Below are 23,927 nucleotides of genomic sequence, written 5' to 3' on the forward strand. Positions count from 1 at the left end.
GCCGTGGACCCTGTCGCCGCCCTGAACCGCATCGCGTTCCTGCTGGAACGCGCCCAGGCGCCCGGATACCGGGCACGCGCCTTCCGTACCGCCTCCGCCGCCGTCGGTGCCCTGCCGGAGGGCGAGGCGGCCCGGCGCGCGGCGGACGGCACCCTGGAGTCCCTCAAGGGCGTCGGCCCGAAGACGGCGGCGGTGGTGCGCGAGGCCCTGGAGGGCCGGGTGCCGGAGTACCTGGCGCACCTGGAGGAGGAGCTGGAGACCTCGCTGGGCCCGGCGGAGTCGGACGGCCACGGCGGCCAGGCGCTGCGGGCGGCCCTGCGCGGCGACTGCCATCTGCACTCGGACTGGTCCGACGGGGGCGCCACGATCGAGGACATGGGGCGCGCGGCGGCGGCGCTCGGACACGAGTGGGCGGTCCTCACCGACCACTCGCCGCGGCTCACGGTGGCGCGGGGTCTGTCCCCGGAGCGTCTGCGGGAGCAACTGGACGTGGTGGCGCGGCTCAACGAGGAGTGGGCGCCCTTCCGGCTCCTGACCGGGATCGAGTGCGACATCCTGGAGGACGGCTCGCTCGACCAGGAGCCGGAGCTGCTCGCGCGCCTGGACCTGGTGGTCGGTTCGGTGCACTCGAAGCTCCGGATGGACGCCCGGTCGATGACCCGACGTCTCGAACGGGCGGTGCGCGACCCGCTGATGGACGTGCTCGGGCACTGCACCGGCCGGCTCGTGGCGGGCGGTCGGCTGCGGCCGGAGTCCGAGTTCGACGCGGAGCGCGTCTTCGCCGCCTGCGCCGAGTCGGGCACGGCGGTGGAGATCAACAGCCGCCCGGAGCGCCTCGATCCGCCGCGCCGGCTGCTGCGCCTGGCCGTCGCGGCGGGCACCTACTTCGCCGTCGACACGGACGCCCACGCGCCCGGTCAGCTGGAGTGGCAGATCCTGGGCTGCGCGCGGGCCGAGGAGTGCGGGGTCCCGGCGGACCGGGTGATCAACACCTGGCCGGCGGAGCAGCTGTCGGAGTGGACGCGGGGGTGAGCCCGCGTCCCCCGGCGCTCAGGCGCGCTGCCAGACCGTCGTCGCGTTGCAGAACTCGCGGATGCCGTGGCCTGAGAGCTCCCTCCCGTATCCCGAGCGCTTGATCCCGCCGAAGGGGAGCGCCGGGTGCGAGGCCGTCATGCCGTTGACGAAGACGCCGCCCGCCTCCAGGTCGCGGACGAAGAACGCGACGTCCTCCGGGGAGCGCGTCCAGACGTTGGAACTGAGGCCGAACGGCGAGTCGTTGGCGACGGCGACGGCCTCCTCGATGTCGCTGACCGGGTAGACCGTGGCGACCGGGCCGAAGGCCTCCTCCAGGTGGATCCGCATCTCCGGGGTGATCCCGGTGAGGACGGTGGGCCGGTAGTACCAGCCGTTCCGGAGCGCCTCCTCCTCGGGGCGGCGCCCGCCGCAGAGGACGGTGGCGCCTCGCTCCACGGCGTCGTCGACGAGTGCCTCCAGGTCGGTGCGGCCCTGCTCGGTGGCGAGGGGGCCGACGTCGGTGGACTCGTCGAGGGGGTCGCCGACGGTGAGGGCGTTCATGGCGGCGGTGAAGCGCTCCGAGAAGTCGTCGTACACGTCGTGGTGGACGATGAACCGCTTGGCGGCGATGCAGGACTGGCCGTTGTTCTGCACGCGCGCGGTGACGGCGGTCTTCACGGCGCCGACGATGTCGGCGGAGGGCATGACGATGAACGGGTCGCTGCCGCCGAGCTCCAGGACAGTCTTCTTCACCTCGTCGCCCGCGACCGCGGCGACGGCCCGGCCCGCCGGTTCGCTGCCGGTGAGGGTGGCGGCCACCACCCGGGGGTCCCGGAGGACGCCCTCGACCTCGCGGGAGCCGATGAGGAGGGTCTGGAAGCAGCCGTCGGGGTAGCCGGCGCGGCGGAAGAGATCGCCCAGGTAGAGCGCGGTCCTCGGCACGTTGGAGGCGTGTTTGAGGAGCCCGGTGTTGCCCGCCATGAGCGCCGGCGCGGCGAAGCGGATCACCTGCCAGAGCGGGAAGTTCCACGGCATGACGGCGAGGATCGGGCCGAGGGGCCGGTAGTGGACCCGGGCCACGTCGGCGCCGGAGTCCTGGACGTCGCTCTCGGCCGGCTGTTCGTCGGCGAGCAGCTCCTCGGCGTGCTTGGCGTACCAGCGCATGGCCTTGGCGCACTTGCCGGCCTCGGCGCGGGAGGCGGCGATCGGCTTGCCCATCTCGGTGGTCATGGTGCGCGCGATGTCCTCGGTGTCCTCGTCGAGGAGGGTCGCGGCGGCGCGCATCAGCCGGGCGCGTTCGGCGAAGGAGGTGGTGCGGTACTGACGGTACGCGTCGTGCGCGGCGGCGACGCGCCGCTCGACCTCCTCGGGCCCGTGGGCCTCGTAGGTACGCAGCGTCTCGCCGGTCGCGGGGTTCACGGTGGCGATGCCCATGACGTGTCTCCTCCTGCCATCGGCCCCCGTCTGCAACCTCCCGCTCCCTGGGCGTCGGCGCAACAGGGACGGGGCGGTGGGGTGACCGTCCCGCCCGAGTCCGGCGGGGCGGCGGGGCGGCTGGGCGGCTGGGCGGCTGGGCGGCTGGGCGGCTGGGCGGCTGGGCGGCTGGGCGGCTGGGCGGCTGGGCGGCTGGGCGGCTGGGCGGCTGGGCGGCTGGGCGGCTGGGTGAGCGTCCCGCCGCGCTCGGGTGGGCCGGGCTCAGGCGGTCAGCCAGGTCAGGGCGCCGGAGAGGTGGGCGCGGAACGCCGGGTCGCCGTACGCCTCCGCCGTGTGCCCGAGAGCCGTGAAGAAGAAGCGTCCCCGGTCCACCTCGCGGCACCACACGAGCGGGTGGTCGTCCCCATGGGTGCCGCCCCGGTAGGCGGACTCGTCGGCGCGGGCCAGGATCCGTACGCCGGCGGCCCGGGGGGCGGAGGTGAAGTTGTACCACTCGTCGGTCCAGGCCCAGCGGTCCGGGAGCGGGGCGGTCGCCGGGTGGTCGTGGGCGTCCACGAGGACGCGGCCCGGCTGGATCTCGGGGTGGCCGTCGAACCGGGTGCCGAGCAGCTCGCCGTAGAAGGGCCAGTCCGGTTCGGCGTTGGCGGCGGCGTGGACGGCGAGGAGCGAGCCGCCGCCCCGGAGGTACGCCTCGATGGCGGTGCGCCCCTCGGGTGTCAGGATGTTCCCGGTCGTGGACAGCAGGACGACGACGGCGCACCGGCCGAGCCGCTCGGGGGTGAAGAGGCCCGGGTCCTCGGTGATCTCGGCCGTCCGTCCGAGCTCGTGCGCCAGCTCGGCGAGGGCGGTGGCACCGGCGGGGATCGAGTCGTGGCGGTATCCCGCCGTACGGGTGTGGATCAGGACGTCGGCGGTGGCCACGCGGTGCGCTCCAGGTGCGGTACGGGACGGGGGCGGGCAGCGGGAAAGCGCTTTCCCCGCGGCCCTGACCGTAGCCACCGAAAACCACGGGCCGCAACCCCCACCGCTCCGGCACACTGCCCCGATGACGCCCCTTCATGATCACGCCCGGCGGGCCCTCGCCCATGTCACCGACCGCTCCACGGGCGATCCGCTCGATCCGGCCCTGCGGGTCACCCTCAACTTCCACCCGCACTTCCTCCCCCGGCTCGCGGACGAGGGCGTCTATCGCTCCCAGTTCGCCACCGGTACGAGCAACGGCGGCCTCACCGCCCACCCCGGCGGGGACCGGTGGCGCTGGGAGAGCCGGATCTTCGGCGGGGCGTACGACGCGGCCCCGGCGGAGACCCGCCCGGTCTACGGCGCCCTCGACTTCCGCCGCCGCCCCTTCGGCGCCGCCCCGCGCTTCGGCTCCGCCCATCTGCGGCTCACGCCGGCCGCCCTGGAGCGCACGACCTTCTGCTACCCGGACAGCTTCCTGGAGCCGGACGACTTCGGCGTCGCCTCCCGGATGCGCCTGATCGCCCTCGCCGAGGCCGACGAGCAGGATCTTCTCGACGACTACATCGAGGCGCAGGTCCACGGCCCGGTCGTGATCGGGCGGGACGTGGAGGCACTGGTCCTGGACCCGAGCCACCGGGGTACGGAGGTGGAGGAGGCGGCGCGACGGCTCCCGTGTCCCGTGGAGTGGCACGGCGGCTTCCGCGTCACGGTCGACGAGCTGCGGCGGCACCCCGGCTTCCGGGGCCCCGCGTACGTGGAGCTCGCGGCCCGGATCGCCGTCGACGGCCGGCTGGACCCCCGGATCATGCAGGAGGCGGCCGCTTCGGGGCGGTACGACCCGCAGGACGTGAAGAGGGTCTGGCACTACCTGGCCCGCTTCGGGGCCCCCGCCTGAGCCGTACGCCACGGCCGCTCCCGGTGCATTGTCGTATCGGATACATCTCTGTATCTTTTGGCGCGCCGTGCCCCACCCGCACGTACCCGCTCACCGAGGAGCCGCCATGAGCACCGTGCCGCCCGCCATCGCCGCCGCCGTCGGGCCGCTGCCCGACGGGGCGATCGTGCCGCTGCCGCCCACCTTCGAGTCCGTCGAGGAGGAGCGCCGCCACCGCAAGGAGCAGCTCGCCGCCGGGTTCCGGATCTTCGGGAGGTTCGGCTTCTCCGAGGGTGTCGCCGGGCACATCACCGTCCGCGACCCCGGCGACCCGAACGCCTTCTGGGTCAACCCCTTCGGCATGAGCTTCACGCAGATCAAGGCCTCGGACCTGATCCTGGTGGACCACGAGGGGAACGTCCTCGAAGGGCGCCGGCCGGTCAACCGGGCCGCGTTCGTCATCCACTCGCGGGTCCACGCCGCCCGCCCCGACGCGGTCGCCGCCGCGCACTCGCACTCCCTCCACGGCAAGGCCTTCTCCAGCCTCGGCATCCCGCTCGACCCGATCACCCAGGACGCCTGCGCGTTCTTCGAGGACCACGGGATCTACGACGACTACCGGGGCGTCGTGAACGAGGCCGAGGAGGGCGAGCGGGTCGCCAAGGCCCTCGGCGACCACAAGGCGGTCATCCTCAAGAACCACGGGCTGCTCACGGTCGGCCACTCCGTCGCCGAGGCCGTGTGGTGGTTCGTCACCATGGAGCGCTCCTGCCAGGCGCAGCTGCTCGCGATGGCGGCGGGAACCCCGCAGCTCATCGACCGCGAGACGGCCCTCCTCACCCGGGGGCAGATCGGCGGGCACCTGGCCGGCTGGTTCCAGGCGCGCCCGCTGTGGGACCAGATCACCGCGTCCGACCCCGACCTCTTCGACTGACCGACGGGCCCGGTGGCCGGGGACCTCGCGCGGCCGGCGCTCATACCCCCCGGGCCGGGGATCCGGCCCGGGCGGCCTCGGGCCAGGAGTCTGGCTCCGCCGGCTCTCAGGCCCCCTGGCCGGGGATCTCGCGCGTCGTGGCTTCCAGGAGCGGGGCGAGGAACTGCCGTTCCAGGGTGCCGGGCGGCAGTTCCCCCGGCTCCACGTAGCTCTGTGCGAGACCGCCCTCGCGCAGGGCGATGAGGAGGCGGGCGAACCGGTCGGCCTCCACGGTCAGTTCGCGTCCGGCCCGGCGCAGGACGAGGGTGAGGCCGCGGGCGATCTCGGCCCGCAGCCGCTCGTCGTGCCGCGCGAGCACCCAGGCCGCCTGCGGGTCGCGGATGGCGTGCAGGGTGAACTCGGTGGTGACGAGGTACCACTCCCGCTCGTCCGGTTCCACGCGGGAGGCGAGTTCCGCGAGCCGGGTGAGGGTGTACTCGTCGGCGGTCAGCGCGTCGATGGACTCGGCGAGGCGTCGTACGGTGCGCTCGCTGTGCTCGTCGAAGAGGGCGAGGAAGAGCTCTTCCTTGCTCGCGAAGTTCGAGTAGTACGCGCCGCGGGTGTAGCCGGCGCGCTCGCAGATCTGCTCGATGGTCGTCGCGTGGAAGCCGTGCTCCGCGAAGGTCTCCAGGGCGGCTTTCAGGAGCGCCGCGCGGGTACGGGGCCGCCGCCTGGTGACACCTTTCGGCACGGGTGCGTCCTCCTCGTCAGGGCCTGTCCGACAGTTCGCGTCGGGTCAGACCGGGTCGTTCGGTGCGAGCCTGCGTGCCGGGCGGGCCGGGGCCCGACGGGAACTGTCGGACAGGCCCTGAAGGCCGCTCGCGCGGCGGACGCCCACCTTACCGGCGCCCTCTTCCCGGGCGGCGATCAGCACCGGCGGATAAAATTCACGCATGGCAGAGCGGCACGTCGTGCCCGCGGCGCCCGATCTGGTCCTCGAGATCGACGGGGACGCGACGCTCATGAACCCGAGCCGCGTCTATCGCATCGGGCGCGACCCCACCAGCGACATCGTGCTCGCGGACGCCCGGGCGTCCTGGCACCACGCGGTGCTCAGCGCCGCCGGCGGCCACTGGACCCTGGCGGACGAGGGCAGTACGAACGGCACCTTCGCGGACGGTCTGCGGGTGGCCCGGCCTCGGGAGGTCGGTCCCGGGACGGTCGTTCGGTTCGGGCATCCGGCCGACGGGCCGCGCGCGGTGCTCTCGAACGGCGCCCCGGCGCGTCCGGCGGAACCCGAGCCCGTACCGGAACCGGAGTCGGAGTCGGCGCCCCTCCTGCCGCCCCCGCCGCCCCCGGAGGCCGTACGGGAGGCACCGCCCGACGCCCCACCCGCGCCCGAGGTGGTACGGGAGCCGCCCGAGGCCCCGCCCCTGCCGCTGCCGGAGCCACCGGCCGCCGCCCTGGGCTCCGACTCCGTGGCCGCTCCCGCCGCGCCGGAACGCCCGCGCGAGCCGCCGCCGGAGCCGGCGCACGTCTCGTTCGCCCCGGCCCCCGCGCCCGCACGCGTGGGCGGGTACGAGATCCTCCGGCCCTCCTCCGTCGCGCACCCGGCCGCGACCGGCACCTTCCGGCAGCCGACCTCCGTGCGGCCGCTGCCGACCCACAGCATCCGGATCGGCCGTGCCCCCGACAACGACGTGGTCGTCTCCGACCTCGTCGTCTCCCGGCGGCACGCCGAGCTCCGCGCCCACCCCGACGGCACCTATTGGATCCACGACCTCGGCAGCCACAACGGCACCTTCCTCAACGGCGCTCCCGTCGTCGACGCCCGGGTGACGGCGGAGGACATCGTCGGCATCGGCCGGTCCGCGTTCTGTCTGCTCGGCGGGCAGCTCGTCGAGTTCACCGACACCGGAGAGGTCTCCCTCGACGTCCGCTCGCTCGCGGTGACCGTCGACCACGGGCGCCGCACACTCCTCGACGAGGTGTCGTTCCCGGTGGGCCAGAAGTGCCTGCTCGCGGTCGTCGGCCCGTCCGGCGCCGGGAAGTCGACGCTCCTCGGCGCCCTCACCGGTCAGCGCCCGGCCGACCGGGGCACGGTGCTCTACGACGGCCGCGACCTCTACCGGGACTACGCCGAGCTGCGCCAGCGCATCGGGCTCGTCCCGCAGGACGACATCCTGCACCTCCAGCTCACCGTCCGCAGGGCCCTCGGATACGCCGCCGAGCTGCGCTTCCCCGAGGACACCGTGGCGGCCGAACGGCGGGCCCGGGTCGACGAGGTCATCCGCGAACTCGGGCTCGTGGAGCGCGCCGAGCAGCCGATCCACAGCCTCTCCGGCGGCCAGCGCAAGCGGGTCAGCGTCGCCCTCGAACTGCTCACCAAGCCCTCCCTGCTCTTCCTGGACGAGCCGACCTCCGGGCTCGACCCGGGCATGGACCGGTCCGTGATGCACATGCTGCGCGGGCTCGCGGACGACGGCCGCACGGTCGTCGTGGTCACCCACAGCGTGCTCAGCCTCGACGTGTGCGACCGGCTGCTCGTCCTCGCGCCGGGCGGCCGGGTCGCGTACTACGGGCCGCCCGCCGACACCCTCGGTTTCTTCGGCTACGACCAGTGGCCGGAGGCGTTCGAGGCCTTCGAGAACGAACGGGACCGCGACTGGGCCGGGCAGTACCGCTCTTCCCGCTTCCACCGCCGGTACATCGCGGACGCGACGGCCCGCGCCGACCTCCCCGCGCCCCCCACCGCCCAGGATGCGGGGGAGCCCGCACCGCCGCCGAAGCCCCAGAGCTGGGGATCCCAGCTGCGGACGCTCGTACGCCGGTACGCGGCGGCGCTCTCCGCCGACCGGACCTTCCTCGCCATCATGATCGCCCTGCCGTTCGTGATGGGCGCGATGGCCCGGGCCCTGTCCGAGGGCAGCCTCAATCCCGAGTCGACGATGAACGTGCTGCTCATCCTCTGCGTGGGCGGGGTCCTCACGGGCGCGGCGAACGCCGTGCGCGAACTGGTCAAGGAGCGCACGATCTACCGGCGCGAGAGAGCCGTCGGCCTGTCCCGCTCCGCCTACCTCGCCTCCAAGGTCGTGGTCCTCGGTCTGATCACGGTCGTGCAGGCGGTGGTCCTGACCCTGGTCGCCCTCATCGGCGTGCCGCTGAACGTGCCCGGCGGCAAGGGCGTGCTGATGCCGCCGCTCGTGGAGATCACCCTCGCGGTGGCGCTGCTCGCCTTCACGGCGATGATGCTCGGCCTGCTGGTCTCGGCGCTGGTCCGCAAGGAGGAGGTGACGATGCCGCTGCTCGTCCTCCTGGCGATCGTGCAGGTGGTGTTCTGCGGGGCCCTGCTCAAGGTGCGCGGCACGCCCGTCCTGGAGCAGCTGGCCTGGCTCGTGCCCTCGCGGTGGGCGTTCGCGGCGATGGGCGCGACGATCGACATCGGGAAGACCGCGCCGAGCGAGAAGACCGCCGATCCGCTGATGCGGCACACGGCGGAGGCCTGGCTGTTCGACATGGGCGTCCTGGTGGTGCTCTGTCTCGTCCTCGTCCTGCTCGTGGCCCGACTGCTGCGGCGCCACGAACCGGTCGTCATGCGGAGGTAGGCCCATGAGCGTCGGCTCGATCGTTCGCGTCGTGGAGGTGAGGCCGTGAGCGTTCCCGTACCCGAGTACCTGCCGGACTTCCGGCCCACCCATGTGGTGCCGCGCTCCGGGCTCTCCGCGTGGGAGGCGCCCGATCCGGGGCTGCCCACGGCGTCGCTCGACGCCTTCCTGCCGGTGCGGCTCGTGGAGCGCGCCGGCGACTGGGGGCAGGTGCTGTGCTCCAACGGCTGGACCGCGTGGGTCGACGCGCGCCTCCTGGTGAGCGTGCCGGACGACCCCCCGGCGGCGGGCGGGCCGCTCACGAGGACGGCCGATCCCCGGCCGCTCATCGCCCGCGCCGAGGACGCCCTCGGCCGCTACCGGCGGGCGGCGGAGGAGCTGGGCGCGGGCCGGCTCGACGGGGAGGCCTTCCGGCTCCGGACCCGTGGCCTGCGGGTCGGCATGGTCGTCGACGGCGAGTCGGTGTGGCTGTACGACGCGGAGCACGAGCGCTGGGTGTACTGCGACGGCGTCGGGCTCAGTACGTACGCGGCGTCGGCGGCTCCTTCGGTCGCCGCGCCCGCACCGGCCGAGGAGCCGGGTGACGGGGATCCGGGTGACGGGGAGCCGGGTGAGCCGCCCGGGTACGAGCCGACGCAGGTGGTGCCCCAGGTGGACCCGGCGGTGGCGGCCGGGCCGCCGCCGACGCAGGTCGTGGGGCGGAACGGACCAGCGGGTGAGGACCGATGACGGCGGGCGGCGCGCACGGGGACCCGGAGATCCCGGCGGGCCGGGCCTCGGGGCTGCTGGGCAAGGAGATCGCGGGCTACCGGGTGGAGGGCGAGATCGGGCGCGGTGGCATGGCGGTCGTGTACCGGGCGCGGGACCTGCGGCTCGACCGGACGGTGGCGCTGAAGCTGCTGGCTCCCGAGCTGGCCCGCAACGACACCTTCCGCAAACGCTTCGCGCACGAGTCGCGGGTCGCCGCCTCGATCGACCACCCGCACATCGTGCCGGTCTTCGAGGCGGGCGAGACGGAGGGCGTGCTGTACATCGCGATGCGGTACGTGGCGGGGCAGGACCTGGTGGCCCTGCTCGACCGCGAGGGGCCGCTGCCGCCGGTGAAGGCGGGCCGGATCGCGGTGCAGGTGGCCTCGGCCCTGGACGCGGCGCACGCGCACGACCTGGTGCACCGGGATGTGAAGCCCGGCAACATCCTGGTGGCCGAGGGTACGGACGGTGACCACCCGGAGCACGTCTATCTCACCGACTTCGGACTGACGAAGAAGTCCCTCTCGCTCACGGGCTTCACGACGGTGGGCGAGTTCGTCGGGACGCTGGACTACGTGGCGCCCGAGCAGATCTCGGGCAAGCCGGTGGACGGCCGGTGCGACGTCTACAGTCTGGCGTGCGTGGTCTTCGAGACCCTGGTGGGGGCGCCGCCGTTCCGCCGAGACACCGACTGGGCGGTGCTGTGGGCGCAGCAGTACGACCCCCCGCCGCCCCTCTCGGAGGTGCGGCCGGGGCTGCCGGCGGCGGCGGACACGGTGTTCGCCAGGGCTCTGGCGAAGACGCCCGAGGAGCGGTACGGGACGTGCCTGGAGTTCGTCGCCGAACTGCGCGCCGCCCTGACCGACACGGCCGGCGAAGGCCCGGTGCCGGCTCCCGCGCCGCCACGACCGGTCGCGCCGCCCACCCCGCCCGCGTGGGCCCGACCGGTGTTCCGGGACTGGTGAACAGACCGCACGCCTGCCTCCTGGCCCGCAAGCCCGAAAGGCCCTGACCGAGCCCATCAAGGAGACGCGCTCCTGTCGACCTCGCCCTTGCGGTGGACCCGGGAGGCGAGGAGGCCGCCGAGGAAGCCGAGGGCCAGGCCCCAGAGGAGGGCGAAGCCGGCTGTCTTCCAGACGTCCGGGCGGAGCAGTACCTCGCCGCCGAGTGAGGCGAGGTCGCCGATACCGAGGACCGAGAGGCCGAAGCGGGCCTCGACCAGGGTGAGCGGTGCGGCGACCAGCATGGTGAGGGCGAAGGCGACGCCCAGGTGCAGGGAGTGCTGCCAGAGCGAGATCCGGGCCGGGGAGCGGACTGCCGCCAGGAAGGCCGCGGCGAGCACCAGGACGACGGCGACGGGAAGCAGCCACCACGCGCGCGCGTCCTGCGCGGCGAGCGACGACAGGTCGACGGTCGAGAGGTCGGGGCTGTCGCCCTTGCCCCGCAGGACGGCGTCGAGGATCTGCGGCATGGGCAGGCCGAACGGGCCTTCGGCCCTGCCCTCCCAGGAGCCGCCGATGCCCACGCCGAGGGCGAGCCAGGTGACGTTGGGAAGGCCGAGCAGGAGGACGGCGAGGGTGTTCGCGGCGTGGCCCTTGGTCGCCGCGACGACGATCCCGATGACCAGGCCCACGACGACGTACGCGAGGAGCAGCAGGAGCATCGCGAAGGCGGCGGGCCGGACGGGTTCGTGGTAGCGGACGAACCGGGGCGGCAGCGGGGTCCTGCGGGAGACGAGAAGGGCGACGACGAGCAGGCCGAGGATCCAGAGGAGCCCGTAGAAGAGCGTGGGCCCGAGGTCGGTGCGGAAGCCGACCGTGGGATTCGTGGCGTCGAGGAGGTCACCGAAGAGGTCCATGAGGGAGTCCTGCGAGTCCCCGCCGCCGAGGGTGAGGGGGAAGTCGTGGCGGGCGAGGGCCGAGACGCCGGCGAGGGCGGCCAGCCAGAGGACGACGACGCTCGCGGCGCGGAGCAGGAGTTCGCGGGTGCTGGTCACCGCGTGGTGGCGCAGCGGGCGCAGGAAGCAGAATCCGGTGACCAGTGCGCCCACCAGGGTGACGGTGAGCGGCATGGCGGTCAGTTCGGCCTGGGTGCCGGCGAGGGCGCCCGCGTCGCCGGAGAGTTCGACCTTGCCGCCCGAGGCCATGACGACGACGGCGGCGAGGACGGCGGTGAAGCCGCCGGGCAGGTCGGCGGCGCCCGCGGCCCAGAGGCCGAGGCCGGCGACGACGCCCATCGCGACGAACCCTGCGACCACGGCGGCCAGGGACTGGAGGACGACACGGGCGGGGAGCGCGGTCGGGGTCGCGGCGGGCCGCGCGGAGGTGGGGCGCCGACTGATCACCCTGCCCACGCTAGTACCGGGGGCAAGGGCGCGCTTGCGGACGTCTTCCGCTTGCGGGCGGGCACGGTTCGGCGCACACAATGGGCCCGGAACGGAAGAAAGGGAAAAACGTGACTTCCCACCCGCCGTCCGGCCCTCCGTCAGTTCCCCCCGCAGGTCCCCCCTCGGGCCCCCTCTCGGGCCCGAGCACACGCCCGGGAAGCGCCGGTCCCCCACCGCCGCCCGGACCGCCCCACGACGGTCCGGGGGGTGGCGGTTCGTCCGGCGGCTCCGGCGGCGGTGGCGGCTCCGGTGACGGGGGTGGCCCCGGCGGTGGCGGCTCCGGCGGCGGCAACGGCGCTTCCGGTCCGAGCGGCGGCGGCAAGGGCGGTGGCGGCCCCTGGTGGCGCTCCGTCCCGAAGGTCGCCTCCGTCACCGCCGTGCTCGTGGCGGCCGCGGCACTGGCCGTCGTCCTCGCCAACCGCCCCGACGACAAGAGCGGCACGACGGCGTCCGGCGGTGGCGAGGTCTTCCTGCAGAACGCCGCCGCGTCCGGCCCGGACCCGTTCACCCGGTCGACGGCACGCGCCGACGGCGGTTCCGCCCCGCCGGCCTCGCTGCCGCCCCGTACCGCTTCGGCCGTGCCGGAGATGTCGGGCTCGACGCCCGGCCTCTACGGCGGGACGCAGTCGGTCTCCAGTTGCGACGTCGAACAGCAGGTGCGCTACCTCTCCGACGAGCCCGCGAAGAACGCCGCTTTCGCCGGCGTCGCCGGGATCTCGCCGAGCGACGTACCCGGCTATCTCCGCTCCCTGACCCCGCTTCAGCTCCGGGTCGACACCCGCGTGACCAACCACGGATTCCGCAACGGCGCGGCCACCACCTACCAGTCGGTGCTCCAGGCCGGCACGGCCGTCATGGTCGACGGCCGCGGAGTGCCCCGGGTGCGCTGCGCCTGCGGCAATCCGCTGACCGGCCCGGTGGCGCAGAAGTCGCCGCGCACGACCGGCACGCCGTGGCAGGGGTACAACTCCCAGCAGGTCGTCGTGGTGTCGCCCTCCGTGACGATCGTGAACGTCTTCGTGGTGTACGACCCCCAGGACGACGGCTGGTTCGCGCGGAAGCACGGCGACACCGGCAAGCACGACAGGCCGGCCCCGCCGCCTCCCCCGCCGCCCACGGTCTCCCCGTCGACGTCGGCGTCCTCCTCGCCGTCCACGTCCAGCTCGTCCCCGTCGGTCTCCCCGTCGTCGCCGGTGCCGTGCGTGACGGTGACGGGCACCGAGACCCCGACACCGAGCAACGGGGTGACCCCGTCGCCGTGCCCCTCGACGCTCTCCCCCTCGGCGTCGACGTCCTCACCGGCGTCGCCGTCCGACTCGACCGGCCCCACGGACTCGTCTCCGTCGACGGAGTCGTCGAGCCCCGCGTCGGGGCCCGCCTCCGACGGTTCGGCGGATCTCACGAGCCAGTCGCCGGACCAGCAGGGGATGCAGCAGGGGGATCAGACGACGGCGGCCGTCTCCCCGCACGCGTCGCTCTCCTCGCTGTCACCGCGGGTCCCGTCGGGCTCGGCGTCGCGTTCGGCGTCTGGCTGGGCGTCGCGTTCGGCAACGAGCTCGGTGTCCGGTTCGGGGTCGCATTCGGCCTCCACTCCGGCGCCCGGCCCCGGGTCCGCTCCGGTCATCTGACGGCTACGGGCGTTCCGGCACCTCTCGACCCGTCAGTCCCTGACCTTCGGGCCAGGGACTGACGGGCTGTGCCCGTACTCGGTGGCCCGTCCCGGTGCGGGGGTACGGGCGTTCCGGCGCAGGACGCGGGCCTCCCCCGGGCGCAGTGCGGGGCCCGGCACGGTCAGCACCGGGCAGGGCGCGCGGTGCAGGGCAGCGCGCAGCACGGGCTGCCGGCGCAGCCGGGCGAAGCGGCCCCGCCCCGGCGCCGAGCCGAGGACCAGCAGGTCGCCCGGGCGGTCGGCCACCGAGCACAGCGCGGCCGCCGGGGCGCCCCGCACCACCCGGGCCTCGAAGGCGAGGTCCACGGGGGCGCCGCCGAGCCCGTCGGCGAGGGCCTCCTCCAGGCGCCGCCGGGCGTCCTCGCCCCACAGGCGTGCCCAGGCCCGGTCGGGCATCCGGGCGAAGAGCGCCTCCCCCTCCGGGGGTTCCCAGGCCAGGACCGCCAGGAGCGGGGCGCCGTTTCGGCGGGCGACGGCGGTGGCGTGACGCAGGGCGGCGAGCGAGGCGAGCGAACCGGTCACCCCGACGACGACCCGGCCGCCGCCCCGCGGGAGGGTGCCGGTCACGCCGGTTCGCAGGAGTGGGCGCGGCCGGCGGGCGTCACGGCGCCGCCGGCCGTCTCGGTGCGCGTCGCCCTGGTCCGCCTCGCCGCGGCGCGCAGCGCCCGGAGCCAGGTGCCGATCGGCAGGGGCCGGGCGGCTCTCTCCTCGGCGCGCAGTTGCCACAGCCGCTCGTCGCGGTCGGTGAAGTGTCCGGACATCGGGCGTCTCCTCTCCCTTGTGGAACATGGCCACCAGGCCACTGGAAAGGAGTCTGTAAGCTTATTGGCCCGGACAGCAGAGCCAATGAGGAGTGATTGGCATGGCAGTGGCACGTGTGGTCCACACCGCGGACCGAACCCTGACGGGCCGCCAGCTCGCATCGCTCCTCACCCCTCCCCCGGAGGGCCGCTTCGGATACCGGGAGCTCGCGCGGGCCGTGCGGGAGGCGCTGCTCGACGGCCGGGTGGCGCTCCGCCTGCGGCTGCCGGCCGAGCGTGAGCTCGCCGCGGTGCTCATGGTGAGCCGGACGACCGTGACGGGGGCGTACGACCTGCTCCGCGAGAGCGGTTACGCGCACAGCCGGCGCGGCGCCGGTACGTGGACCGCGCTGCCGGACGGGCAGGCGCCCACGGTTCTCGGCGCCTTCCAGGACGACGCCGGGGCGACCATCGACCTCGCCCTCGCCGCGCCGCACGCGCCCGAGGCCGAGCTGTCCGCGGCACTGGCGGCGGCCGCCGCGGAGCTGCCCCGCTACGCCGGCTCGCAGGGCTACCACCCGTACGGGCTGCCCGCGCTGCGCGCCGCGATCGCCGATCGGTACACGGCCCGCGGCCTGCCGACCCTGCCGGACCAGATCCTGGTCACGACCGGCGCGCAGCAGGCCGTCTCGCTGGTGCTCTCGCTGCTCGGCCGGGCCGGCGACCGGGTGCTAGCCGAGAACCCCTCGTACACCAACGCGCTCGACGCGATGCGGGGGCGCATGCTCCGGGTCACGCCGGTTCCGGTGACCGAGGCCGGCTGGGACACCGGGCTCGTGGACGCGGCGCTCCGGCAGACCGCGCCGCGTCTGGCCTATCTGATCCCCGACTTCCACAACCCGACCGGGCGGCTGATGCCGGCGGAGCAGCGCCGGGAGCTCGCGCGGTGCGCGCGTGCCACCGGGACCTGGCTGGTGGTCGACGAGACGCTGACGGACATGGCCCTGGACGTGCCCGCGCCGCTGCCTTTCGCGGCGGCGGCGAGCGGGGGCGACGGCGAGCAGATCGTCTCCGTCGGCTCGCTCAGCAAGAGCTGCTGGGGCGGGCTGCGGGTCGGCTGGGTGCGGGCCGCGTCCCGCGTCGTGACCGAGCTGGCCCGGGTCCGGATCACCGCCGACCTGTCCGGTTCCGTGCTCGACCAGCTGGTGGCGGTCGCGCTGATGGACCGCCTCGACGTGATCGTGCCGCAGCGCCTGGACGAACTGCGGCTGCGCCGGTCCGCGCTGGCCGACGCCCTCGCCCGCCACGTGCCCGAGTGGCGCTGGGCGGTGCCGCCGGGCGGGATGTGCCTCTGGATCGACCTGGGCCGGCCGGTCGCCTCCACCCTCGCGGCCCGGGCCCTGCGGCACGGGGTACGGGTGGAGGGCGGCGCCCGGTTCGGCGTGGACCCCGGCACGCACGAGCACCGGCTGCGGATTCCCTTCACCCTGCCCGTCGAGGTGTACGAACCGGCGGCGGAGCGGCTCGCGGCGGCCCTGGACGGCAGCCCGGGTCACTTCGCCGACCCGGCCCTGCCGGACTGGGTGGCCTGAAAGGGTCCGGCGGATCCGGCGGGCCTCATATTCGGATGCCCGCCTCCCGCGGTCCGTGTACGGTCCACCGAGTGGAACCACTGACCGACACGCAGATCCGTTCGTCCTTCGTGAACAGCACCAAGGGCGAGGCGGCGCGACTCAAGCTGCCCCTCGACTTCGCCGAACTCCCTTGGGACGACCTGGACTTCCTCGGCTGGGTCGACCCCGGCGCGCCCCTGCGGGCGCACCTGGTCGTGCCCCGCGCGGACGGGCCGGTCGGCGTGACCCTGCGGGTCCCGGCCACCGGCCGGACCAGCGCCGTGAAGTCGAGCATGTGCCAGGTCTGTCTGACCGGGCACGCATCCTCGGGCGTCACGCTCCTGGTGGCGCCCCTCGCCGGGGCCCGCGGCCGCGAGGGGAACACCGTCGGGATCTACCTCTGCGCCGACCTCGCCTGCTCCCTCTACGTCCGGGGCAGGCGGCAGCCGAAGCTGCGCGGCCGGCGCCACGAGGAGTCCCTCACCCTCTACGAGCAGGTCGCCCGGCTGACGGGCAACCTGGACGCGTTCGTCGACCGGGTGACGGCGGGCTGAACGACCTGGACGGTCGCTCGGCTCAGCGGAAGGCCTGCTCGCCGGTGAGCGCCTTGCCGATGACCAGGGAGTGCACCTCGCTCGTGCCCTCGTAGGTGAGCACCGACTCCAGGTTGTTGGCGTGGCGCAGCACCGGGTACTCCAGGGTGATGCCGTTGGCGCCCAGGATCGTGCGGCACTCGCGGGCGATCGCGATCGCCTCGCGGACGTTGTTCAGCTTGCCGACGCTGACCTGCTCGGGGGTGAGCGCACCGGCGTCCTTGAGCCGGCCGAGGTGCAGGGCGAGGAGCATGCCCTTGCCGAGCTCGACGGACATGTCGGCGAGCTTCTGCTGCGTCAGCTGGTAGGAGGCGAGGGAGCGGTCGAAGACGATCCGGTCCTTGGCGTAGGAGATCGCCGTCTCCAGGCAGTCGCGGGCGGCGCCGAGCGCCCCGAAGACGATGCCGAAGCGCGCCTCGTTGAGGCAGCCGAGCGGGCCGGAGAGGCCGCGGGCCTCGGGCAGCATCGCGTCGGCGGGGAGGCGGACGTCCTCCAGGACCAGTTCGCTGGTGACGCTCGCGCGCAGCGAGAGCTTCATCTTGATCTCGGGGGCGCTGAAGCCGGGGGTGCCGGCCGGGACGAGGAAGCCGCGGACGCCGTCCTCGGTCCGCGCCCAGACGACGGCGACGTCGGCCACCGAACCGTTGGTGATCCACATCTTGGTGCCGTTGAGCACCCAGTCGGAGCCGTCCCGCTTGGCGTTGGTCCGCATGGCGCCGGGGTCAGAGCCGGCGTCCGGCTCGGTGAGCCCGAAGCAGCCGATGTACTCGCCCGCCGCCATCTTCGGCAGCCAGCGCTGCTTCTGCTCCTCGGAGCCGTACTTCCAGATCGCGTACATGGCGAGGGAACCCTGTACGGAGACGAGCGAGCGCAGTCCGGAGTCGACGGCCTCCAGCTCCAGACAGGCGAGGCCGTACGCGACGGAGTTGGTGCCCGCGCAGCCGTAGCCCTCCAGGTGCATGCCCAGGACGCCGATGCCGCCGAGCGTGCGGGCGAGCTCGCGGGCGGGGATCTCGCCCTTCTCGAACCAGCCGGCGACGTGCGGCCGCAGCTCGCGGTCGGCGACGGCGCGCACGGTGTTCCGGATCTCCCGCTCCTCGTCGGTCAGGAGTCCGTCGACGGCGAGCAGGTCGAAGGGGTGGACGGGGGTGGACGGCGACTTCACGGACGGCCTCCTGGCGACTGTGGCAACTCGGCGAGCCGAAGCGTAGCCCCAGATCGGATATTGGATCCAGTATTGAAAATCCGAGGTCCGAACCGTACGGTCCCGATTGGATCCAATATCCGGACTCCGGCGGCTCAAGCAGAAGCGAGGGACAGCGGAATGCGCGCAGATCGGCCGGGCACACCAGGGACGCCGCCGAGCGGCGCCCTCTCCGGGATCGTCGTCGCCGACTTCGGCCGGGTGCTCGCCGGGCCGTACATGACGATGCTCCTCGCCGACCTGGGCGCGGACGTCATCAAGATCGAGCGACCGGGCTCCGGCGACGACACGCGCGCGTGGGGCCCGCCGTTCGCCGCCGGCGAGGCCACGTACTTCCTCGGCGTGAACCGGAACAAGCGCTCCGTGGCGCTCGACCTCACGGACCCCGAGGACCTCGCCACCGCACGCGCGATCGTGGACCGCGCGGACGTCCTCGTCGAGAACTTCCGCCCCGGCACGATGGAGAAGCTCGGCCTCGGATACGAGGACGTACGGGCGGGCAACCCCGGGCTCGTCTACTGCTCCGTGACCGGCTTCGGCACCGCCGAGGGCGCCCGGCTGCCGGGCTACGACCTGCTCGTCCAGGCCATGGGCGGCCTCATGAGCATGACCGGAGAACCGGACGGGCAGGGCACGAAGGCGGGGGTCGCCCTGGTCGACGTCATCACCGGCCTCCACGCGGGCCTCGGCGTGCTCGCCGCCCTGCGGCACCGGGAGCGCACCGGCGAGGGCCAGCGGGTCGAGGTCTCCCTGCTGAGCTCCCTCCTCTCGGCGCTCACCAACCAGGCCGCCGCCCACCTCGGGGCGGGGGTCGTGCCGCGCGCGATGGGCAACCGGCACCCGAGCATCGCCCCGTACGAGGTGTTCGAGGCGCGGGACCGGCCGCTGGTCCTCGCCGTGGGCAACGACCGGCAGTTCGGGGCCCTGTGCGAGCGGCTCGGCCGGCCGGAGCTGGCCGGAGACCCCCGCTTCGCCACGAACACGGCCCGGGTCGCCCACCGGGAGGAGCTGGTCGAGGCCCTCGCCGGCCCGCTCGGCACCCGTACCGCCGAAGACTGGTTCGAGGAGCTCACCGCGGCCGGCGTGCCCTGCGGGCCGATCAACGACCTGGCGGCCGCCTTCGACCTCGCCGACCGGCTGGGCCTCGCCCCGCGCGTACCCGAGTCCGCGGCCGGTCCCGGTCAGGTCGCCCACCCGATCCGGCTCGACGCCACCCCGCCCTCCTACCGCACCGCTCCCCCGCGCCTCGGTGAGCACACGGACGGCGTGCGGTCGGAGCTGGGGCGAGTTGTCCACAGGGGCTCAGCGGCGAACGGCAGTGCGTAGGAAGATGGTCGGCACCGGTGGCCGCATCCACCGGCGGCGACGTGAGGGAACGGAAGGTCACAGGCGATGAGCAGCGCGGTGCAGAAGCGGCGGCCGCAGACCGCCCAGCAGTTCGTCCTGGAGGAACTGCGGCGCGCCATCACCACCGGCGAGCTGAGGCCCGGCGGGCCGATCCGCCAGGAAGCCCTCGCGGCACGCTTCGAGGTGAGCCGGGTCCCGCTCCGGGAGGCCCTCAAGGCCCTGGAGGCCGAAGGTCTCGTGGTCCATCACGTCCACCGGGGCTACTTCGTCGCGGAGCTCTCCCTCGACGACCTGGAGGAGATCTACCGGATCCGGGAACTCCTGGAGACCGAGGCGGTACGCATGGCCGTGCGGCGGATGCCGGAGGGCACGGTCGGCAGGATCGAACGGATCCAGCGCGAGGTGGAGCGGGCCGCCGACGAGGGAGACGTGGCCGCGATGGCTGCGGCGAACCGGCTCTTCCACTTCACCCTGATCGAGGCGTCCGGGATGCCGCGCCTGGTCCGCCTCATCACGACGCTGTGGGACGCCACCGACGCGTACCGCTCCCTCTACTACACCGAGTCCCCGCACCGGAAGCAGGCCATACGGGAGCACCGCGCCGTGATCTCGGCACTCCGCCACGGCGACGAGGAAGCCACCGTCCGCTGGCTCGACGAGCACCGGGCCCACGCGGTGTCCGCGCTGCGCGAGGTCCTGGCGCCGGAAGCGGAACGGGGCTGAAAGCACGGCGTGGCGGAAGACCCGGAACGAGGCTGAAGCACCGCCTGCCGGAAGACCCGGAACGAGGCTGAAGCACCGCCTGCCGGAAGACCCGGAACGGGGCTGAAAGCACCGCAGGCCCGGCCCCCGTGCACCGGCCACCACGGGGCGAAATCGTCATCTAAGATTCAAGGCGGCCGCGGGCTGCGGCCTGTCGCTGCGCGCGGCAGCTGCGGAACGGTCGGCCCACCCCGTCGAGGAGAGCGGTCTGATCCGGAGCGGGTTTCGGTCCTGACGGTCCTCGTGACGTCGATCACGGAAATCCCGGGGAATCGCGTGACCACCGGCGTGCGTCTCAGTGGTGCGGGAAGCCCAGCTCGCCCGCCCACGAAACAGAAGACCCCCAGGGAGAAGTGAGGTATGCCGGTGATCTGCGTCGGAGGCATGATCGGAATCGGCAAGACGAGCGTGGCCGAACTGCTCGCCAAGGAGCTGGGCAGCGAGGTCTTCTACGAGAGCGTGGACGACAATCCGATCCTTCCGCTCTTCTACTCGGCGAGCCCCGAGGAGATAGAGGCGAAGCGCTACCCGTTCCTGCTCCAGCTCTACTTCCTGCAGACCAGGTTCGCCGCGATCAAGGAGGCGTACAGGCAGGGCGACAACGTGCTCGACCGGTCCATCTACGAGGACTGGTACTTCGCCAAGGTCAATCACGAACTGGGCCGGATCAGCTCCCTCGAGATGCAGGTGTACGAGGGGCTGCTCGAGGAGATGATGCGCGAGATCGAGGGCCTGCCGTACCGCAAGGCACCCGATCTCATGGTCTACCTCAAGGCGGACTTCGAGACGGTCCTGCACCGCATCGGGCTGCGGGGGCGCGATTTCGAGCAGGACGAGAGCCTCGTCGAGTACTACCGGACGCTGTGGTCCGGCTACGACGACTGGGTCCACAAGCACTACTCGGCCAGCGAGGTCCTCGTCATCGACATGAACCACACGGACGTGGTGAACAACCCCGACGACGCGGCCCGCGTGGCGCGCGAGGTCAAGGACGCCCTGACGGCGACCGGAGCTGCTCTCCGAGCGTGAGCTCGCCGGGGCCTGGGAGGCCCCGGCGAAGCGGTTCACCTGGACTGCGTGGAGAGGCTCACCCCGCTGAAGTCCTGCGCGGCGGCGAGGCTGAAGTAGACCCAGCCCGACGGCGGGTTGTCGATCGTCAGGGTTTCGCCGTTCCCGGCGCCGGTGGACTTCGCCTGGTAGTTGCTGGTGGTGGCCCAGCTGCCGCCGCCGTAGTACAGGTCGGCGTTGCCGGTGCCACCGCTGCTGGTGATCGTCAGCTGCTTGACGCCGGCCGGCAGGTACACGAAGTGGTAGCTGTAGTTGCCGGCGGAGGCGGCGAGGCCGTCCCGGCGGCAGTTCTGGTCGAACTGACGCGGGTCGCTGATGGTGCAGAGCGGGGCGGCGGTGGCCGGGGCCTCCGGCAGCGGACCGCAGTCGTCGGTCGCGCAGTCGGTCGTCAGCCAGGTCGCGAAGTCCGCGTCGTAGCGGGTCCCGATGGTCTGCTTCAGGACGGTGCGGGCCCCGGTCCAGTCACCGGTGCGGTACTTGCCGAGCACGGTCCCGACGTCCGCGGGGTGCTTCTGGAGCATGTAGCGGACCGCGAGCCAGCCCCAGCGGTAGACCCGGTTCGAGTTGACGGCGGGGTCCTCGTCCTGGCCGTACACGGTGTCGAACAGGTCGCTGAGCTTGTACGTGTTCTTGCCGGCCTCGGCGATCGCGTCGGCGTTGCGCTCGCCCCGGTAGCCGTACGAGATGTTCTCGGCGATGCCCTCGACCCACCAGATGGTCGGCGTGGTCATGCCCGCCTCGAAGTCGCCGTACATGTTGGAGCGGCCGTCGAGGTAGTGGGTGTACTCGTGGTTGAGGTTCCAGATCTGGAAATCGGGGCGCAGCCAGCTCGCCTCGTGGGCGATGAAGCGGGCCTGATTGCCGGGAACGGCCGGGTCGCCCTCCTCGTACATGCCGCCGTTGTCGACGTCGATGTCGTAGATGGCCCAGGCGTACAGCGCGTACTGGGTGTAGTCGTCGAAGACGACGACCTCCAGGTCGGTGTTCACGTCACCGGGGATGGCGCCCTTGTCGCCGATGACCCGGTGGAAGTAGGCGTCCTCGCCGACGAGGCTCGTGCAGGTGCTCGTCAGCTGGTCGGGGGACATGTCCTGGGCGCGGATCTTAAGTTCCGCGTTGCACGTGTGCTGGATCGGCAGCACCTCGGGAAGCACGCGCTCGCCGAGGTCGCAGATGGCGTAGGCCGCGCAGTTGCCCCGGTCGTACTGGCGCGTGTACCAGCCCAGGTTCATGGTGATCGGCGCGGTGGGGCCGACGTTCGGGTACCGGTTGATCAGGTCCTTCAGGAGCGGCCGGACCCGGTCCTTCAGCTCGGGGACGTCGAGGGCGTAGCCGAGGTAGCGGCCGACGTTGCTGACGACGTCGAGACGGTTCAGTTGCGCACCGTTGCGCGTGATGAAACGGGCCCAGGTGTCGAGTACGGCGGGGTCGGCCTTGAGGGCGGACCGCCAGCCGCGCTCGTCGTTCTTGGCCTTGAAGCCGTTCTCGACGACCCACTCGACGTGCTGCATGGCGAGGTTCATCTGACCGGGCCACGTACCGTCGTAGCTGCCGAGCATCCACTTCACGACACCGGCGTACCGGCCTGCCTCGTGGGTGCTGTCGATCAGCGTGACGACCTCGTTGAGGATCTCGCCGTTGGCGTCGGTGACGTCCTTGCTGCGCGGGGCGGCGAAGAAGGCGTCCAGCGCGCCGCGCGCCGCGCCCTCCAGCGCCGTGCCGTAGTCACCGACGACGTCCGCGTTGTTGTCCTGCACGTAGTAACCGGCGCGCAGGAACATGACCAACTGCCCGGTGGAGGTGCTGTTGTTGCCCGCGTACGAGGCCGAGTCGTCGCGCAGCGCGTTGGCGACGGTCACCATCTGGGCCTCGCGGAAGGCCTTCCGCGCGCTCTCCCCGGTGAGGTTGAACAGCGGGTAGGTACAGCTGATCTGTGGGAGCGCCTTGAGTCGCTGAACCAGCGTGCTGCCGGTGGAGTCGATGACGCCGGAGAGGTCGCCGCACGCGTCCGCGGCGGCGGCCGACGACGACTTACCCGCCTTGACAGCGGGCGCCGCAGCCGGGCCGGACTCCTCGGCGCGGTCCTGCGAGGAGAGCCGGAAGCGGGGGTTGTTGCTCATCGCATGGGGCGACTTGGGGACAGGGATCGCCCGCGGCGCCGCGCTTCCTCCTGGGTTCGCACCGGCGGGAGCGGTGACGCCGACGGGGGCGGCGGCGGCCTGGCTCTGCGGCGCGAACAGACCGAGCGTGATGAAGACGGCTGCGCCGAGCACGGGAAGTCTTCGCGCGCGGGTCTTCGGTATCCGGAAGGGATGCATCTGTGGGGGCCTCCGGGGCCGTTGTGGCCACGCGCTGGGAAGCACGGGGCAGTTGACACGTGACGTGTAAAATTTCACATGTCGCATTGTTCTGGAAGCCTTCTGGCCGGATTCGTCGACCCCGACAACGGAAAAGTTGCCAACTCCCCCTGACTGGGCACGCGTCGAGGCACGCGTCGCGGACCCCCTGCGCCCGGACATGACCGCTTGGATGACACTCACGACGCCGTGGTCGGGGCGCGGAAGCGCGCCGCCGAAGGCGGCGGACGGTGCACGCGCCTCAGGACGACTCACCCCTGGCACCGGCCACCCCACCAGCGGCTCGCGCTGCCTGGCCGACCGACACGAAGGTGAACGTTCCAGTCAGCTCGGCCGCCGATCGCTCAGCGCCCCAGCCGCCGAACGGATCCGACACACACCGCTACCGGGCCGGACCGCAACCCCAAGCTCGCCCGACCCGACATACGGCCCGCCGGCTCCGCCCCCACACACCCGTACGGGCCGACCTGGAGGCCCTCGACAGGCGCGGATCAACGGCTCAGGATTCTTCGCGGACCAGTACTTCGAGCCCTTCGACGGAGGCGAGGGCAGTGTTGAGCGTGCGGTCCGGTTCCGGGCCGGTGACCAGCACGAGGGTCTGGAACGCCGCGTGCTCCGTTGCGTAGAGGTCGTCT

General features: G+C 73.1%; 19 protein-coding genes and 1 pseudogene. 12 read left to right on the plus strand and 8 right to left on the minus strand.

The genetic code is table 11. The features are described from left to right. Positions 1–3 precede the first annotated feature (3 nt). Positions 4–1,032 (plus strand): PHP domain-containing protein, encoded by a 1,029-nt coding sequence (locus ACN9M0_RS02445; RefSeq protein ID WP_399695372.1) that lies wholly within the window; start codon positions 4–6, stop codon positions 1,030–1,032. A gap of 18 nt (positions 1,033–1,050) precedes the next feature. Here the strand turns inward: ACN9M0_RS02445 and ACN9M0_RS02450 are convergent, their stop codons facing one another. Both ACN9M0_RS02450 and ACN9M0_RS02455 read right to left on the minus strand, forming a co-directional pair. Then, positions 1,051–2,448 (minus strand): NADP-dependent succinic semialdehyde dehydrogenase, encoded by a 1,398-nt coding sequence (locus ACN9M0_RS02450; RefSeq protein ID WP_399695374.1) that lies wholly within the window; start codon positions 2,446–2,448, stop codon positions 1,051–1,053. 261 nt (positions 2,449–2,709) lie between these two features. Next, a complete protein-coding gene (locus tag ACN9M0_RS02455; protein WP_426403019.1) occupies positions 2,710–3,369 on the minus strand; it encodes a ThuA domain-containing protein in 660 nt (219 codons plus the stop codon). A 124-nt stretch (positions 3,370–3,493) separates the two neighbouring features. On the opposite strand from ACN9M0_RS02455, the gene ACN9M0_RS02460 reads away from it, so the two are divergent. Together ACN9M0_RS02460 and ACN9M0_RS02465 are read left to right on the plus strand one after the other, a co-directional pair. Next, complete coding sequence (locus ACN9M0_RS02460; RefSeq protein ID WP_399695378.1) at positions 3,494–4,306, plus strand: DUF3626 domain-containing protein; 813 nt, start codon at positions 3,494–3,496, stop codon at positions 4,304–4,306. Positions 4,307–4,412: 106 nt separating this feature from the next. Next, complete coding sequence (locus tag ACN9M0_RS02465) at positions 4,413–5,219, plus strand: class II aldolase/adducin family protein (RefSeq protein ID WP_366038253.1); 807 nt, start codon at positions 4,413–4,415, stop codon at positions 5,217–5,219. Between the two features lie 106 nt (positions 5,220–5,325). Here ACN9M0_RS02465 and ACN9M0_RS02470 read toward each other — a convergent pair whose 3' ends face one another. Next, a complete protein-coding gene (locus ACN9M0_RS02470; RefSeq protein ID WP_366038252.1) occupies positions 5,326–5,949 on the minus strand; it encodes a TetR/AcrR family transcriptional regulator in 624 nt (207 codons plus the stop codon). Between the two features lie 202 nt (positions 5,950–6,151). Here ACN9M0_RS02470 and ACN9M0_RS02475 point away from each other — a divergent pair, with 202 nt between their 5' ends. Genes ACN9M0_RS02475 through ACN9M0_RS02485 form a run of 3 tightly spaced genes read left to right on the plus strand, consistent with a single transcriptional unit; the run spans position 6,152 to position 10,518 of the window. After that, on the plus strand, positions 6,152–8,803 hold the full coding sequence (locus tag ACN9M0_RS02475; protein ID WP_399695381.1) for an FHA domain-containing protein: 2,652 nt from the start codon (positions 6,152–6,154) through the stop codon (positions 8,801–8,803). 45 nt (positions 8,804–8,848) lie between these two features. Beyond that, on the plus strand, positions 8,849–9,532 hold the full coding sequence (locus ACN9M0_RS02480; RefSeq protein ID WP_399695384.1) for a hypothetical protein: 684 nt from the start codon (positions 8,849–8,851) through the stop codon (positions 9,530–9,532). Further along, entirely contained in the window at positions 9,529–10,518 is a 990-nt protein-coding gene (locus ACN9M0_RS02485) for a serine/threonine-protein kinase (RefSeq protein WP_426403020.1), read from the plus strand. Before ACN9M0_RS02480 ends, ACN9M0_RS02485 begins: the two co-directional genes overlap by 4 nt. A gap of 56 nt (positions 10,519–10,574) precedes the next feature. Here ACN9M0_RS02485 and ACN9M0_RS02490 read toward each other — a convergent pair whose 3' ends face one another. Continuing rightward, a complete protein-coding gene (locus ACN9M0_RS02490) occupies positions 10,575–11,906 on the minus strand; it encodes a streptophobe family protein (protein ID WP_366038248.1) in 1,332 nt (443 codons plus the stop codon). 71 nt (positions 11,907–11,977) lie between these two features. On the opposite strand from ACN9M0_RS02490, the pseudogene ACN9M0_RS02495 reads away from it, so the two are divergent. Beyond that, a pseudogene (locus tag ACN9M0_RS02495) lies at positions 11,978–13,354 on the plus strand (DUF6777 domain-containing protein); the annotation flags it as partial. Positions 13,355–13,599: 245 nt separating this feature from the next. On the opposite strand, the gene ACN9M0_RS02500 reads toward ACN9M0_RS02495, so the two are convergent. Then, entirely contained in the window at positions 13,600–14,175 is a 576-nt protein-coding gene (locus ACN9M0_RS02500) for a universal stress protein (protein WP_366038246.1), read from the minus strand. After that, positions 14,172–14,369 carry a hypothetical protein gene (locus tag ACN9M0_RS02505; RefSeq protein WP_366038245.1) on the minus strand — a complete coding sequence of 66 codons (198 nt, stop codon included), beginning with the start codon at positions 14,367–14,369 and terminating at the stop codon, positions 14,172–14,174. Before ACN9M0_RS02505 ends, ACN9M0_RS02500 begins: the two co-directional genes overlap by 4 nt. Positions 14,370–14,470: 101 nt before the next feature. On the opposite strand from ACN9M0_RS02505, the gene ACN9M0_RS02510 reads away from it, so the two are divergent. Further along, positions 14,471–15,940 (plus strand): PLP-dependent aminotransferase family protein, encoded by a 1,470-nt coding sequence (locus ACN9M0_RS02510; RefSeq protein WP_366038244.1) that lies wholly within the window; start codon positions 14,471–14,473, stop codon positions 15,938–15,940. Between the two features lie 35 nt (positions 15,941–15,975). Next, on the plus strand, positions 15,976–16,515 hold the full coding sequence (locus ACN9M0_RS02515; RefSeq protein WP_426403021.1) for an FBP domain-containing protein: 540 nt from the start codon (positions 15,976–15,978) through the stop codon (positions 16,513–16,515). 22 nt (positions 16,516–16,537) lie between these two features. On the opposite strand, the gene ACN9M0_RS02520 is transcribed toward ACN9M0_RS02515, so the two are convergent. Next, entirely contained in the window at positions 16,538–17,719 is a 1,182-nt protein-coding gene (locus ACN9M0_RS02520) for an acyl-CoA dehydrogenase family protein (RefSeq protein WP_399695394.1), read from the minus strand. Between the two features lie 159 nt (positions 17,720–17,878). Here ACN9M0_RS02520 and ACN9M0_RS02525 point away from each other — a divergent pair, with 159 nt between their 5' ends. The 3 genes from ACN9M0_RS02525 to ACN9M0_RS02535 all read left to right on the plus strand — a co-directional run bounded on the left by ACN9M0_RS02525 (position 17,879) and on the right by ACN9M0_RS02535 (position 20,896). Further along, complete coding sequence (locus ACN9M0_RS02525; protein WP_366038241.1) at positions 17,879–19,084, plus strand: CaiB/BaiF CoA transferase family protein; 1,206 nt, start codon at positions 17,879–17,881, stop codon at positions 19,082–19,084. A gap of 66 nt (positions 19,085–19,150) precedes the next feature. Beyond that, a complete protein-coding gene (locus ACN9M0_RS02530) occupies positions 19,151–19,828 on the plus strand; it encodes a GntR family transcriptional regulator (protein ID WP_366038240.1) in 678 nt (225 codons plus the stop codon). Between the two features lie 399 nt (positions 19,829–20,227). Continuing rightward, the gene (locus ACN9M0_RS02535) at positions 20,228–20,896 is read left to right on the plus strand and encodes a deoxynucleoside kinase (RefSeq protein ID WP_366038238.1); all 669 of its coding nucleotides are present in this window, start codon (positions 20,228–20,230) and stop codon (positions 20,894–20,896) included. A 35-nt stretch (positions 20,897–20,931) separates the two neighbouring features. Here the strand turns inward: ACN9M0_RS02535 and ACN9M0_RS02540 are convergent, their stop codons facing one another. Continuing rightward, on the minus strand, positions 20,932–23,208 hold the full coding sequence (locus ACN9M0_RS02540) for a collagenase (protein ID WP_426403022.1): 2,277 nt from the start codon (positions 23,206–23,208) through the stop codon (positions 20,932–20,934). Positions 23,209–23,927 lie beyond the last annotated feature (719 nt).

Source organism: Streptomyces sp. R-07 (genome assembly GCF_049913175.1).
Classification (GTDB): Bacteria; Actinomycetota; Actinomycetes; order Streptomycetales; family Streptomycetaceae; genus Streptomyces.

Bases quoted from the DNA above. Each gene is read 5' to 3' on its own strand.
- ACN9M0_RS02485 (WP_426403020.1), top strand. From the start codon at position 9,529: ATGACGGCGGGCGGCGCGCACGGGGACCCGGAGATCCCGGCGGGCCGG.
- ACN9M0_RS02510 (WP_366038244.1), top strand. From the start codon at position 14,471: ATGGCAGTGGCACGTGTGGTCCACACCGCGGACCGAACCCTGACGGGC.
- ACN9M0_RS02505 (WP_366038245.1), bottom strand. From the start codon at position 14,369: ATGTCCGGACACTTCACCGACCGCGACGAGCGGCTGTGGCAACTGCGC.
- ACN9M0_RS02475 (WP_399695381.1), top strand. From the start codon at position 6,152: ATGGCAGAGCGGCACGTCGTGCCCGCGGCGCCCGATCTGGTCCTCGAG.
- ACN9M0_RS02530 (WP_366038240.1), top strand. From the start codon at position 19,151: ATGAGCAGCGCGGTGCAGAAGCGGCGGCCGCAGACCGCCCAGCAGTTC.
- ACN9M0_RS02515 (WP_426403021.1), top strand. From the start codon at position 15,976: ATGCCCGCCTCCCGCGGTCCGTGTACGGTCCACCGAGTGGAACCACTG.
- ACN9M0_RS02450 (WP_399695374.1), bottom strand. From the start codon at position 2,448: ATGGGCATCGCCACCGTGAACCCCGCGACCGGCGAGACGCTGCGTACC.
- ACN9M0_RS02525 (WP_366038241.1), top strand. From the start codon at position 17,879: ATGCGCGCAGATCGGCCGGGCACACCAGGGACGCCGCCGAGCGGCGCC.
- ACN9M0_RS02465 (WP_366038253.1), top strand. From the start codon at position 4,413: ATGAGCACCGTGCCGCCCGCCATCGCCGCCGCCGTCGGGCCGCTGCCC.
- ACN9M0_RS02460 (WP_399695378.1), top strand. From the start codon at position 3,494: ATGACGCCCCTTCATGATCACGCCCGGCGGGCCCTCGCCCATGTCACC.
- ACN9M0_RS02535 (WP_366038238.1), top strand. From the start codon at position 20,228: ATGCCGGTGATCTGCGTCGGAGGCATGATCGGAATCGGCAAGACGAGC.